Raw genomic sequence first — 13,456 nt, 5'->3', positions numbered from 1 at the left:
AATTGTTAATTGATGGCGGCGATGGCGGCGATGGCGCGGCTTGAATTGAAACGGTGGAAATTCACTTCCCGGCAGCCGGTGAACTCTTGGATCTGCAAGCTGCAATGCCTGTCCGCGCCTGCAAAAGTGTAGGCGCAGCAGCAGGTGGACGAAATCTGTTTCTTCGGGAGAAATTGGCGGAACGAGCTGCCGCTTCCATCGGCGAACTGAATCCTCGGCATGCATTGCCGAATTGCGCGCGACTCTTTTTTGGGTACACACTGCGCGACCATGCGAATTGGCATTTCGGTCCTCACCCACGCCGGCCAGAACATCTGGGAAAACGGCATGGGCCAGAACGTGCTGTTCCTGGCCGAGTTGTTGCAGCAGATCGAATTCGTCGAATCGGTGACCTTGGTCGACGCCGGCGACCAGCCGAACATGCCGCCCCAGGTCGACCTGGCCGCGAGGGGGCTGGCTCTAGCGCGCGCCCGGGAGCTGACCGACGCGTTGGACGTGGTCATCGAAATGGCCGGTGCGCTCGACGTGCAATGGCTTTCCTACTTCCGCGCCTGCGGCGGCCGTGTCGTTTTCCACTGCGTAGGCCAGCCCTTCGTGGCCCTGGCCGAGCCCATCGTGTTCACCGACAAGGGCCACTTCAGCCGGCCCGACCGCTGCGACGAGGTGTGGCTGCTGCCCAAGGACGAGGTCTTCACGCCGATGATGCGCACGCTGCACCGCTGCCCGGTGTTCGAAGTGCCCTACCTCTGGGCGCCCCAGTTCCTGGCCCAGCGCATCGCCGAGGTCGAGGCGGCGGGATGGCGCTTCGGCTACACGCCGCGCACGCCCGCGCAGCCCGGGTTCCGCGTGGCGATCTTCGAGCCCAACATCTCGGTGGTGAAGTCCAGCAGCATCCCCATGCTGGTCTGCGACGGCGCCTACCGGGCCGAGCCGGCCGCAGTGGCGTCGATGCAGGTGCTCAACACCCTGCACATCAAGGACCACCCGACCATGCTGTACCTGGCGAACTCGCTGGACCTCGTGCGCGCACACAAGGCGGTCTTCCACGGCCGCAACGACTTCGCAGGCTTCATGGTGCAGCACGCCGACGCGGTGGTCTCGCACCAGTGGCAGAACGAGCAGAACTACAGCTACCTCGATGCGCTGTACGGCGACTACCCGCTGGTGCACAACTCGCCCTGGCTGCGCGACGCGGGCTACCGGTACCCGGACTTCGACATCGCCGCCGGCGCGCGGCAATTGCTGCAGGCCGTGCGCACGCACGACGCGCAGCTCGAAGACTACCGCGCGCGCTCGCAGCGCGTGTTCGCGTCGGTCGACCCGCTCAGCCCCGCGAACGTCGACGGCTATGCGCAGCGCCTGCTGCACCTCGTGGGCGGCAATGCCGCGTTCCGCGCCGGCAGATTGAGCGCGGCATGAGCGAAACGGCACGCACCGCCATGCCAGACAGGCTCAAGGTCGGTGTATCGATCTTCATCCGCAAGGGCGAGCAGAGCCTGTGGGAGAACGGCGTCTACCAGAACTGCCTGTTCCTCGTGATGCTGCTGCTGCGTTCGCCGCGCGTGCGAAGCGCCGTGCTGGTGGCCGGCGGCGGCGACGGCGGCCCCGCGGACGCCACCGGCTTCCTGGCCGATTCGCCGGTGCCCATCATCGACATGGCCACTGCCGCCCAGGAACTCGACCTCATGATCGAGATGAGCGCGCAGCTGGCGCGCGAATGGTCGGTGGCGTTCCGCGGCAAGGGCGGCAAGATCGTCTCGATGCGCGTGGGCAACGACTACGTGATCGACATCGAACGCATGATCTTCGACAAGCCGCACGGCCTGCTGATCTCCGGTGCGCCGTACGACGAGGTCTGGACCATTCCCGAGTACGAAAGCTCGTGCAAGCCCTACTTCGAGGCCACCTTCCGCGCGCCGGTGCGGCTGATGCCGCACCTGTGGAGCCCGATGGTGCTGGAGCGTGGCATGGCCCGTGCGCCCGAGGGCCCGGCCTTCGCCTACGAGCCCGGACGCCAGCAGTGGCGCGTGGCCATCTTCGAGCCCAACATCTGCCTGGTGAAGACCAGCTTCATTCCCATGCTCGGCTGCGAGGCGGCGCACCGCGCGCAGCCGCGGCTGATCGAAAAGATGTGGGTCTACAACAGCTTCCACCTGAAGGAGAAGCCGCTGTTCGTCGGTTTTGCGCAGAGCCTGGACATCGTGCAGCACGGGCTGGCGAGCTTCGAGGGCCGCTTTCCGGTGTACCAGGTGATGCCCGGCAAGATCGATGCGGTGTTTGCGCACCACTGGGAGAACGCGCAGAACTACCTCTTCTACGAAGCCCTGTACGGCGGCTACCCGCTGGTCCACAACTCGCACCTCATCGGCGGCTGCGGCTACCGCTACCACGGCTTCGACTGCGAAGAGGGCGGTCGGGCGCTGCAGCGCGCCTTTGCCGAGCACGACGCCGACCTGCCGGCCTACCGCGAGCGCGCATGCCGGTTCATTGCCACGCTGGCCCCCGAGGGCGAGGAAAACGTCCGCGCCTACACGGCGGCCATCGAGCACCTGTACGCGCAAGGATCGCCATGAAGCCCACCCAGACATTGCAGCGGCTGCTGCCCGCCGTTGTCGCTGGGGCCGCCGCCGGCGCCGCGCTTGCGCAGGGCGTGCTCGTGCCGCAGGCACCCCCGGCGGCGGCGCAGGACACGCTCACGCGCGCCGCCACCAGCGCGGGTGTCAAGCGCTGCCTGCCCGCCATCTCCCGGTTGTCCGCGCTCACGGTGCAGGGCAGCCGAAGCCACGACGTGCTGCTCGACTGGGACCGCAGGCGCCCCGATGCGGGGCCGATGTTCTCGCTCATCGGCATCCAGTACCCGAACGCCGGCGTGGCGGCGTCGATCACGGCGATTCCCGACGACAGCGGCAACTGCACCGTGTCGGCGGAGCGCATCTCGGTGGCGCCCTTCACCTGCGAGAGTGTCGCGCAGCAGGAGCTGGCCGGCTACCGCATGACCCGGCTGCTGCCCAACTTCGCCGTGTACACCGACGACAGGGAGCCCACTTCGTCGGTCTCGCTGATCGACTCGCCGCCGGGCTGCCTGGTCATCCGGCGCTATGTGGAGTACGGCTGGAAAGACCCCGGCACGGTGCCGGCCGCGGCCGCCGCGGCCCCTTCCGCCCCCCAGACGGGGCAGATGCCCAGGAAGCGCTGATCGCGCCTGTCCGACACGCAGGGACGTCCTTGACCGGCCCGCGGGGGCGGTAACAAGTCCGAACAATGATGACAATCCGCGCGCCTTGCCGCGGAAGGAGACGCATCATGCTTCTGGCGACACTCATCGGTCGATGGGCCATGCAGCCATTTTCCAAGGCGCTCCCGCCGCTGGGCGACACCGAGCGGGCGGCGCTCGAGGCCGGCACCGTCGGTTTCGAAGGGCGGCTCTTCTCGGGCACGCCCGACTTCGACGTGCTGGCCGAGATGGGGCCGAACCAGCTCACCGGCCGAGAGCAGGCCTTCCTGGAGCGCGAGGTTCGCGAACTCTGCCGCATGCTCGACGACCACGCCATCGACCAGGCCCGCGACCTGCCGCCCGAAGTGTGGCGCTACCTGCGGGAGAAGCGCTTCTTCGGAATGATCATTCCCGAAGACTTCGGCGGGCTCGGCTTCAGCCATTTCGCGCATGCCACCGTGGTCACGCGCATCGCCACCGTCAACACGGCCACCGCCGTCACGGTGATGGTGCCCAACTCGCTGGGCCCTGCGGAACTGCTGCTGCGCTACGGCACCGACGCGCAGAAAGACCACTACCTGCCGCGCCTGGCGGACGGCCGGGAACTGCCGTGCTTCGGCCTGACCTCGCCCTATGCGGGCTCCGACGCGGCCTCCATTCCCGACCGCGGCGTGGTGGTCGAGCGCGAGTTCAACGGGCGCATGACGCGCGGCTTTCTGGTCGACTTCGACAAGCGCTACATCACGCTCGCCCCGGTCGCCACGGTCGTGGGGCTGGCCTTCCATGCGGTCGACGAAAGCAGGCCCGAGGGCGAGCGCGAACTCGGCATCACCTGCGCGCTGATTCCCGTGCCGCATGAAGGCATGGAGATCGGCCGGCGCCATCGCCCGATGGACAGCGCCTTCATGAACGGCCCCATCCGCGGCCGGCAGGTGTTCGTGCCGATGGAATGGATCATCGGCGGCGAGAAGCAGGTCGGGCAAGGCTGGCGCATGCTGATGGAGTGCCTGGCCGCGGGCCGCGCCATTTCGCTGCCTGCGCTGGGCTCGGCGATGCAGCAGACCGCGCTGTACGTGAGCAACGGCTACGGCCAGATCCGCGAGCAGTTCGGCATGCCGGTGGGCAGGTTCCATGCCATAGCGGGGCTCGTCGCGCGGATGTCCGCCGAGCTCTATGCAACCGATGCCGCCCGGCGCTTCACCGCCGCCGCGCTCGACAAGGGCGAGCAGCCCAGCGTGGCCAGTGCCATCCTGAAAGTGCAGCTGACCGAGGCGGGGCGACGCGCTGTCAACCACGGCATGGACATCCTTGGGGGCAAGGGCATCATCGCCGGCCCTTCGAACCTGCTGGGCGTGTCTTACCGGCAGGCGCCGATCGCCATCACGGTGGAGGGCGCGAACATCCTCACGCGCGCGCTCATCGTGTTCGGGCAGGGCGCGGTGCGCTGCCACCCGCATGTGCTCGACGAAATGGCCGCGGTGCAGGCCAATGACGAGGCCGCGCTGGGCAAGGCGCTCATCGCACACGGCAAGCACGTGGCGGCGAACCTGTGGCACAGCCTGTTCGGCGCGCCGGTGCTCGGCGAGCCGCCCGAAGACCTGATGCACGAAGCGAAGCTGCTGGCGCGCATGAGCGCCAAGTACGCGTTCACGGCCGACCTGGCCATGGGCACGCTCGGCGGCAAGCTCAAGCGCATGGAGCTGCTGTCCGCGCGGCTGGGCGACGTGCTGGCGCACCTCTACCTGGCCAGCTCATGCATATGGCGCTACCGCGTGGACGCGGCGCCCGAGATGCTGCCTTTCGCGCGCGCCGCCATCCGCCTGCAGCTGGACGAGGCCGGCAAGATCCTGCGCGACCTGTATGCCAACCTGCCGACGGCCGGCCGGCGCGTGATGGGCGCGCTGGTGCTGCGCGGCACCGCGCACCTGGCGCCGCTGCGCGATGTGCAACTGCTCGAGCTGGCCGAGCTGCTGCGCAAGAACCCGCGCACCATGGCGCGCCTGGCGCCCGACCTCAGCCAGCCCGCCCCGGGCGGACTGCGCGACCTGATGCATGCGATGGAACTGGGTGCGCAACTCGGCGACACGACGGCCGCGTTCAACAAGGTGCTGCGCCGCACGAACTCGCTCGAAGCGGCGGCCCGCTCGGCGCCCGACCCGGCGCTGGCGCTGGCCTACCTGAAGGCGGCCGACAAGGTGATCCAGGTGGACGACTTCGAGGGCCCGGCGCGGCAGCGTGCGGAACTCAGCCGTTCGGCTGCGACGCCAGTGCACTCAGTGCCGCCGCCGTCCGTTCGTCCGCCGGAAAGAACGACTCCACCGCCAGTTCCTGCAATGTGACGTCCACCGGCGTGCCGAAGATGGTGATGGTGCTGATGAAGCTCAGCACCCCGTTCGGCGTGACCAGCTGGAACGGCACCGCCACGGCCGACAGCGCCGTGTCGATGGCCGGCGCGTCGTGACTCACCCTGGGCGCGGGGTAGGCCGCCAGTTCGTCGTGCAACGCCTGCAGCGCGGCGTCGCCCGTGGCGGCAATCTGCTGCTGCAGCCGCTCGAGGAGGTGGGCGCGCCATTGCGCGAGGTTGGCGATGCGCGGTGCCACGCCGTCGGGGTGCAGGCTCAGGCGCAGCACGTTGATGGGCGCGCGCAGCAACTCGGGCGCGGCGCCTTCCATCAGCATCGGCACCAGCGCGTTGTGCGCCACCAGGTTCCAGTGGCGGTCCACCGCCAGCGCGGGGAAGGGCTCGTGGCCCTTCAGCACCAGGTCGACCGCGCGGCGCGCGGCCGCCATGGCCGGGTCGTCCAGCGAGCGCTGGCGGTACATGGGCGCGAAACCGGCCGCCACCAGCAGCGCATTGCGCTCGCGCAACGGCACGTCCAGCCGCTCGGCCAGGCGCAGCACCATCTCGCGGCTGGGCGCGGCGCGCCCGGTTTCCACGTAGCTCAGGTGCCGGGTCGACACGTCCGCCTCCTGCGCCAGGTCGAGCTGGCTCAGGCGGCGGTGGGTGCGCCAGTGCCGCAGGTGCACGCCGAACGGGTCGCGCGCGCCGGGCTGGGCGGCCTTGGACGAATGGGGGCGGGGGGTGCTCATGGGGCTGCATTCTGGCGCCGCGGCGGCCAGACGCCATGACCTCCCAGGTCATGAACGTCCTGCCCACGGGGCCCGGATCGTTCGGAAAACACCGTGGAACCGGCTTCGCCGCCGGGGCGACTTCAGTTACCTGACTACAACAGCTGACATTGATCCCCGCTATCCTTTGGGAGCTTCCACGAACACACAGGAGTTTCCCTATGGCCAAAGCACCGGCTCACGCCTTTGCGTCCACCCTCAAGACCTTCAAGACCGCATCGGGCAAGTCCGGCAAATACTGGTCCCTGAAGGAGCTGGCCAAGCAATACCCGACCATCGAGCGCCTGCCGGTTTCCATTCGCATCGTGCTCGAATCCGTGCTGCGCAACTGCGACGGGCAGAAGGTCTTGCCCAAGCACGTCGAAGAGCTGGCGCACTGGGCCCCCAATGCAGAACGCACCGACGAAATTCCCTTCGTCGTCACCCGCGTGGTGCTGCAGGACTTCACCGGCGTGCCGCTGCTGGCCGACCTGGCCGCCATGCGCAGCGTGGCCGCCAAGCTGGGCAAGTCGCCCAAGACCATCGAGCCGCTGGTGCCGGTGGACCTGGTGGTCGACCACTCGGTGATGGTCGACTACTACGGCACGCCCAAGGCGCTCGACCTCAACATGAAGCTGGAGTTCCAGCGCAACAACGAGCGCTACCAGTTCATGAAGTGGGGCATGCAGGCCTTCGACACCTTCCGTGTCGTGCCGCCGGGCTTCGGCATCGTCCACCAGGTCAACCTCGAGTACTTTGCGCGCGGCGTCTACAAGAGCCCGCACGACAAGGCCGAGGTGCCCACCTACTACCCCGACTCGCTGGTCGGCACCGACAGCCACACCACCATGATCAACGGCGTGGGCGTGGTCGGCTGGGGCGTGGGCGGCATCGAGGCCGAGGCGGCCATGCTGGGCCAGCCGGTCTACATGCTCACGCCCGACGTGGTGGGCTTCGAGCTCACCGGCAAGCTGCGTGAAGGCGTGACCGCCACCGACCTGGTGCTGTTCGTCACGGCCATCCTGCGGGCTGAAAAGGTGGTGGGCAAGTTCGTCGAATTCTTCGGCCCCGGCGCCGCGTCCATTGCCGTGCCCGACCGCGCGACCATCGGAAACATGGCGCCCGAGTACGGCGCGACCATGGGCTTCTTCCCGGTCGACGACATGACCGTGGCGTACTTCGAAGGCACCGGCCGCACCAAGGAAGAGGTCGAGCGCTTCGCCGCCTACTACAAGGCGCAGGGCCTGTACGGCATGCCTGCGCCCGGCGACATCGACTACACCAAGATCGTGCGCCTCGACCTGGGCACCGTGTCGCCCAGCCTGGCCGGCCCCAAGCGCCCGCAGGACCGCATCGACCTGGGCCACCTGGCCACCAAGTTCTCGGAGCTCTACAGCAAGCCCAACGACGCCAACGGCTTCAACCAGCCGGCCGACAAGCTCAAGCTGCGCTACCCGCTGGTCACCGCGCCCCAGGGCAGCGACGACGAAGCCGCCGCGCCGCCCGCCGGTTCGCCGCGCGACGTGGTCGAGATGGTGGCCAACCGCTCGACCAAGGCTGCCGCGCACACCAGCGCCACCGCACCGAGCGCCCCCAAGGGCCAGGTCACCATCGGCAATGGCGACGTGCTGATCGCGGCCATCACCTCGTGCACCAACACCTCGAACCCGAGCGTGATGCTGGCTGCCGGCCTGCTGGCCAAGAAGGCGGTGGAGGCGGGCCTGACGGTCAAGCCGCACATCAAGACCTCGCTGGCGCCGGGTTCGCGCATCGTCACCGAATACCTCGAGAAGGCCGGCCTGCTCACGTACCTGGAGAAGCTCGGCTTCTACCTGGCCGGCTACGGCTGCACCACCTGCATCGGCAACGCCGGCGACCTGACGCCCGAGATCAACGAGGCCATCACCAAGAACGACCTCATCGGCGCGGCCGTGCTCTCGGGCAACCGCAACTTCGAGGCGCGCATCCACCCGAACCTGAAGGCCAACTTCCTGGCTTCGCCGCCGCTGGTGGTGGCCTTTGCCATCGCCGGCAACGTCATGACCGACCTGATGACCGAGCCCGTGGGCAAGGGCAAGAACGGCAAGGACGTGTACCTGGGCGACATCTGGCCCACGCCGAAGGAAATCGACGACAACCTTCGCTACGCCATGAACGCCAAGTCGTTCCGCGCGAACTACGACAAGGTCAAGACCGATCCGGGCAAGTTCTGGAGCAGCATCAAGGGCACCGACGGGCAGGTCTACGACTGGCCCAAGTCGACCTACATCGCCGAGCCGCCGTTCTTCGAGGGCTTCAAGATGAAGCCGCACGCGTCCGACGCGGGCTTCAAGAGCGCGCGCATCATGGCGCTGTTCGGCGACTCGATCACCACCGACCACATCTCGCCGGCCGGCTCCATCAAGGACAGCTCCCCCGCGGGCATCTGGCTCAAGGCGCACGGCGTGCCCAAGGCCGACTTCAACAGCTACGGTTCGCGCCGCGGCAACCATGACGTGATGATGCGCGGCACCTTCGCCAACGTGCGCATCAAGAACCTCATGATTCCGCCGGACGCCAACGGCACGCAGGAGGAAGGCGGTGTCACGCTGTTCCAGCCCGGCAACCAGAAGATGTTCATCTACGACGCCGCCATGAAGTACATGGAAGAGGGCACCCCCACGGTGGTGTTCGGCGGCGAGGAGTACGGCACCGGCTCGTCGCGCGACTGGGCCGCCAAGGGCACGCAGCTGCTGGGCATCAAGGCCGTGGTGGCGCGCAGCTTCGAGCGCATCCATCGCGCCAACCTGGTCGGCATGGGCGTGCTGCCGCTGCAGTTCCGCGGCGCTGATTCGTGGCAGACGCTGGGCCTCACGGGCGACGAGAAGATCGACGTGGTGATCGGCAGCGAGCTCAAGCCGCAGATGGACGTGAAGCTCGTCGTGCACCGCCCCGACGGCACCCACCAGGAGGTGACGGTGCGCCTGCGCATCGACACGCCGATCGAGGTCGACTACTACAGGCACGGGGGCATCCTGCCGTTCGTGCTGCGGCAGCTGCTGTCGGCTTGACGCCTTGATCCCTTGCTGCGGATAGGGCTCATCTCCGACACCCACGGCCTGCTGCGCCCGCAGGCCGTGGCAGCCCTGCGGGGCTGCGACTTCATCGTGCACGGCGGGGACATCGGCAACGCCGGCATCCTCGATGCGCTGCGCGCCATGGCGCCGCTGACGGTGGTGCGCGGCAACAACGACCGCGAACCGTGGGCCGAGGGCATTGCCGAGACCGAGCGGGTGGCGTTCGGCGGCGTGCATCTTCATGCCCTTCACGACCTTGCGCTGCTCGACATCGACCCGGCCGCCGCCGGCGTGCGCGTGGTCGTCTCGGGCCATTCGCACAAGCCGAAGATCGAGGAGCGCGGCGGCGTGCTCTACGTCAATCCGGGCAGCGCGGGGCCGCGCCGCTTCACCTTGCCCATCGCGGTGGCCGAGCTGTTGATCGACGGCGACGCCGTCAGCGCGCGCATCGTCGAACTCGCCGTCTGAGCGGTCGGTGAGCGAGGCCGGGCAATCATTGCCATTCGGCAAGCAAAGACCACAAATGAGAATGCATCTTATTTGATGGGTTATCCTCGTTCGCTCCTCCGTGGAGCCAACGCCAAGCGCTGCTGAACGTGCCGGCTCCGGAGGGTTTTCTCTGCCCTGGATCCCGAAGCCGATGCTCATTCCCTTTCTCATCATGCTGCGCGAAGGCATCGAAGCCGCGCTGATCGTCGGCATCGTTGCCAGCTACCTCAAGCAAAGCGGACGCGGCGCGCTGATGCCCGCGGTGTGGGTCGGCGTGCTGCTGGCCACCGCGCTGTCTCTGTTCGCGGGCGCGGGCCTGCAGTTGCTGGCGGCCGAGTTTCCGCAGAAGCAGCAGGAGCTGTTCGAAGGCGTGGTCGGGCTCATCGCCGTGGTCATGCTGACCTCGATGGTGTTCTGGATGCGCAAGGCCGCGCGCTCCATCAAGGGCGAGCTGCAGGCCTCCATCGACAAGGCGCTCACCCGCGGCGCGGACGGGCAGGGCTGGGCGCTCATCGGCATGGTGTTTCTCGCCGTGGCGCGCGAAGGCCTGGAATCGGTGTTCTTCCTGCTGGCCGTGTTCCAGCAGAGCAGCGGCTGGGAAGCCCCGGTGGGCGCGCTGGCCGGCATCGCCGTGTCGGTGGCGATCGGCTGGGGCCTGTATTCGGGCGGCGTGCGGCTCGACCTGCGCCGCTTCTTCCGCTACACGGGCCTGTTCATTCTTCTGGTGGCGGCCGGTTTGCTGGCCGGCGTGCTGCGCAAGCTGCACGAGGGCGGCGTGTGGAACCACCTGCAGGCGGTGGTGTTCGACATGAGCGAGACGCTGCCGATGGACAGCCCCGTGGGCGCCGTGCTCTCGGGCCTGCTGGGCTACCAGGCCGCGCCCGTGGTGGGCGAGGTCGTCGTCTACCTGGCCTTCCTGGCCGTGGCCCTGTTCTTCTTCCTGCGCCCGGCCCCGGCCGCGGCGCCACGCGCGGCTGCGGCCGGCTGAAACGCAGTCATGTCTTCTCCCGAAACCAAAGCCCCTTCGTCCACCCTCATGCGCGTGGCGGTGGCCGCGTCGGCCCTGCTGGTCGTGGCCGGCCTCGCCGCCTTCTGGTACGCCTCGAACGAGGCCAGGAAGGCGCCGGCCAAGGCCGCCGACAACGCCGTGACCGTCACCATCCAGGGCAACGCCTGCGACCCCAACGAGATCACCGTGCCCGCGGGGCGCACCACCTTCACCATCGTCAACAAGTCGAACCGTGCGCTGGAATGGGAAATTCTCGACGGCGTGATGGTGGTGGAAGAGCGCGAGAACATCGCGCCGGGCTTTTCGCAGACCATGACCGTGAAGCTTCAGCCGGGCGAGTTCGCCATCACCTGCGGCCTCCTGAGCAACCCGCGCGGCAAGCTGCGCGTGACGCCCTCGGCCGCGTCCGACGCAGAAGCGGCGCGGCCGTCGCTGGTCAACTACGTGGGCGCGCTGGCCGAGTACCAGGTGTTCCTGCGGCTGGAAGCCGGCTCGCTCGACGACGCGGTGCGCGCACTGGCCGACGCGGTGAAGGCGGGCGACCTGCCGCAGGCGAGGGCGCTCTACGCGCCGGCGCACCAGGCCTACAAGCGCATCGAGCCGATGGCCGAGCTGTTCGCCGACCTGGACACGCGCATCAATGCGCGCGCCGACTACTTCGAGAAGCGCGAGGCCGATGCGGGCTTCACCGGCTTCCACCGCATCGAGTACGCGCTGTACAGCCAGAACGACGTGAAGTCGCTGGCGCCCGTGGTCGAGCAGTTGCTGGCCGACATCGGCGTGCTGAAGGAGCGCCTGCGCGCGCTGAACATGCCACCCGAACGGCTGGCCGGTTCGGCGTCGAAGCTGCTGCGCCGCGTGGCCGACAACCTGCCTGCAGGCGGCGAAGACCACTACGGCCATGCCGAGCTGGTGAACCTGCAGGGCACTTACGAAGGCACGAAGAAGATTTCCGAACTGCTTCAGCCGCTGCTGGTGAAGGCCGCGCCCGCGCTGCAAAGGAGCGTGGACGAACGCTTCGCGGCCTTCGACGCCGCACTGGCGCCGTACCGCGAAGGCGAGGGCTTCAAGGCTGCGCCGCTGGACGAGGCGCAAAGAAAGGCACTGGCCGAACCCGTGCGCGCGCTGGCCGAGGAACTCGGCAAGGTGAATGCCGCGCTCGGGCTGGAATGAGTCGAAAGCGAGACCGCAAGCAAGAACCCCCCATGGAAAAGTCGAAGAACGCAACCGTCGCCCCCCAAGGGCAACCCGCCTCCCCGCACCGCCGCCGCATGCTCGGCGCCGCCGGCGTGGCATTCGCAGGCCTGGCCGCCGCGGCCCATTCGGCCCATGCGGCCCCTGCGGCCGGCACACCCGACAGCGGCGCCCAGGTCACCGACGCGCCCGAGAGCACCCACACGCAAGACCGCGTGCCATTCCGCGGCAAGCACCAGGCGGGCATCGTCACGCCGCGCCCGGTGGCCGGCATGGTTGCCTCCTTCTTCGTGCTGGCCGAGAACCGCGCCGACCTGGAGCGCCTGTTCCGCACGCTGACCGAGCGCATCGCCTTTCTCACGCAGGGCGGCCCGCAGGCCGACCCCGATCCCAAGCTGCCGCCCGCGGGCTCCGGCATCCTCGGGCCGGTGGTGCAGCCCGACGGGCTGACGGTGACGGTCTCGGTCGGCACCTCGCTGTTCGACGAACGCTTCGGCCTCGCGAAGAAGAAGCCGGTGCGCCTCAACCAGATGCAGCGCCACCCGAACGACGCACTGGACGCCGCGCTGTGCCACGGCGACCTGTCGATCCAGTTCTGCGCCAACACACCGGACACCAACATCCACGCGCTGCGCGACATCATCAAGAACACGCCCGACCTGCTGGTGCTGCACTGGAAGCAGGAAGGCACCGTGCCGCCGATTCCGGCCGTGCCCGGCAAGCCTTCGGAGAGCGCGCGCAACTTCCTGGGCTTTCGGGACGGTTCGGCCAACCCCGACTCGGCCGACAACAAGCTCATGGACAGCATCGTGTGGGTGCAGCCCGGCGGCGAGGAGCCGGCCTGGGCCGTGGGCGGCAGCTACCAGGCGGTGCGCATCATCCGCAACTTCGTGGAGCGCTGGGACCGCACGCCGCTGCAGGAGCAGGAGGCCATCATGGGCCGCATGAAGCCCACCGGCGCGCCGATGGACGGCGGCAGGACCGAGCACGACGTCCCCGACTACACCACGGACCCCGAAGGCAAGCGCACCCCCATGGACGCACACATCCGCCTGGCGAACCCGCGCACCAGGGCCTCGGACAGGAACCTCATGCTGCGCCGGCCCTTCAACTACTCGAACGGCGTCACCAAGTCGGGCCAGCTCGAGATGGGGCTGCTGTTCATCTGCTACCAGGCCAACCTGGAGAACGGCTTCATCGCCGTGCAGACGCGCCTGGACGGCGAGCCGCTCGAGGAATACATCAAGCCCATCGGCGGCGGCTTCTTCTTCACGCTGCCGGGCGTGCAGGACGCGCAGGACTGGCTGGGCCGTTCGCTGCTGGCTGCCTGAGCGGCATTCGCTCGCCGCCCCCAAGTTTTTTTCACGACCTCGAACCTCCAGGAGA

At 68.3% G+C, this 13,456-nt stretch carries 11 protein-coding genes; 9 read left to right on the top strand and 2 right to left on the bottom strand.

Going from position 1 to position 13,456, the window contains the following annotated elements; genetic code table 11:
• Nucleotides 1-5: 5 nt before the first annotated feature.
• Complete coding sequence (locus AC1DJH_RS04400) at nucleotides 6-284, bottom strand: hypothetical protein (protein ID WP_478184837.1); 279 nt, start codon at nucleotides 282-284, stop codon at nucleotides 6-8.
• Here AC1DJH_RS04400 and AC1DJH_RS04395 point away from each other — a divergent pair.
• The 4 genes from AC1DJH_RS04395 to AC1DJH_RS04380 all read left to right on the top strand — a co-directional run bounded on the left by AC1DJH_RS04395 (nucleotide 271) and on the right by AC1DJH_RS04380 (nucleotide 5,553).
• The gene (locus AC1DJH_RS04395) at nucleotides 271-1,419 is read left to right on the top strand and encodes a DUF2827 domain-containing protein (RefSeq protein ID WP_478184836.1); all 1,149 of its coding nucleotides are present in this window, start codon (nucleotides 271-273) and stop codon (nucleotides 1,417-1,419) included. The genes AC1DJH_RS04400 and AC1DJH_RS04395 overlap by 14 nt on opposite strands.
• Entirely contained in the window at nucleotides 1,416-2,573 is a 1,158-nt protein-coding gene (locus tag AC1DJH_RS04390) for a DUF2827 domain-containing protein (RefSeq protein ID WP_478184835.1), read from the top strand. Before AC1DJH_RS04395 ends, AC1DJH_RS04390 begins: the two co-directional genes overlap by 4 nt.
• A complete protein-coding gene (locus AC1DJH_RS04385) occupies nucleotides 2,570-3,196 on the top strand; it encodes a hypothetical protein (protein WP_478184834.1) in 627 nt (208 codons plus the stop codon). The genes AC1DJH_RS04390 and AC1DJH_RS04385 overlap by 4 nt, the downstream gene beginning before the upstream one ends.
• A gap of 107 nt (nucleotides 3,197-3,303) precedes the next feature.
• Entirely contained in the window at nucleotides 3,304-5,553 is a 2,250-nt protein-coding gene (locus tag AC1DJH_RS04380) for an acyl-CoA dehydrogenase (RefSeq protein ID WP_478184833.1), read from the top strand.
• On the opposite strand, the gene AC1DJH_RS04375 is transcribed toward AC1DJH_RS04380, so the two are convergent.
• Nucleotides 5,459-6,304, bottom strand: coding sequence for a helix-turn-helix domain-containing protein (locus AC1DJH_RS04375; protein WP_478184832.1), 846 nt, complete (start codon nucleotides 6,302-6,304; stop codon nucleotides 5,459-5,461). The genes AC1DJH_RS04380 and AC1DJH_RS04375 overlap by 95 nt on opposite strands.
• Nucleotides 6,305-6,504: 200 nt before the next feature.
• Here AC1DJH_RS04375 and AC1DJH_RS04370 point away from each other — a divergent pair, with 200 nt between their 5' ends.
• From AC1DJH_RS04370 to efeB, 5 genes are all read left to right on the top strand, one after another.
• Entirely contained in the window at nucleotides 6,505-9,372 is a 2,868-nt protein-coding gene (locus AC1DJH_RS04370) for an aconitate hydratase (RefSeq protein WP_478184831.1), read from the top strand.
• A gap of 12 nt (nucleotides 9,373-9,384) precedes the next feature.
• Nucleotides 9,385-9,846 (top strand): metallophosphoesterase family protein, encoded by a 462-nt coding sequence (locus tag AC1DJH_RS04365; RefSeq protein WP_478184830.1) that lies wholly within the window; start codon nucleotides 9,385-9,387, stop codon nucleotides 9,844-9,846.
• A gap of 172 nt (nucleotides 9,847-10,018) precedes the next feature.
• A complete protein-coding gene (efeU, locus tag AC1DJH_RS04360) occupies nucleotides 10,019-10,855 on the top strand; it encodes an iron uptake transporter permease EfeU (RefSeq protein WP_435435306.1) in 837 nt (278 codons plus the stop codon).
• Between the two features lie 9 nt (nucleotides 10,856-10,864).
• Nucleotides 10,865-12,049 carry an iron uptake system protein EfeO gene (gene efeO / locus AC1DJH_RS04355; protein ID WP_478184829.1) on the top strand — a complete coding sequence of 395 codons (1,185 nt, stop codon included), beginning with the start codon at nucleotides 10,865-10,867 and terminating at the stop codon, nucleotides 12,047-12,049.
• 32 nt (nucleotides 12,050-12,081) lie between these two features.
• Nucleotides 12,082-13,401, top strand: coding sequence for an iron uptake transporter deferrochelatase/peroxidase subunit (gene efeB, locus AC1DJH_RS04350; protein ID WP_478184828.1), 1,320 nt, complete (start codon nucleotides 12,082-12,084; stop codon nucleotides 13,399-13,401).
• The last annotated feature ends 55 nt before the right edge of the window (nucleotides 13,402-13,456 follow it).

The sequence above is a fragment of the Variovorax sp. 10N412 genome (assembly GCF_056394985.1).
Note: the sequence above shows the minus strand (reverse complement) of the source record. Positions and strands in the feature narration are given on the sequence as shown.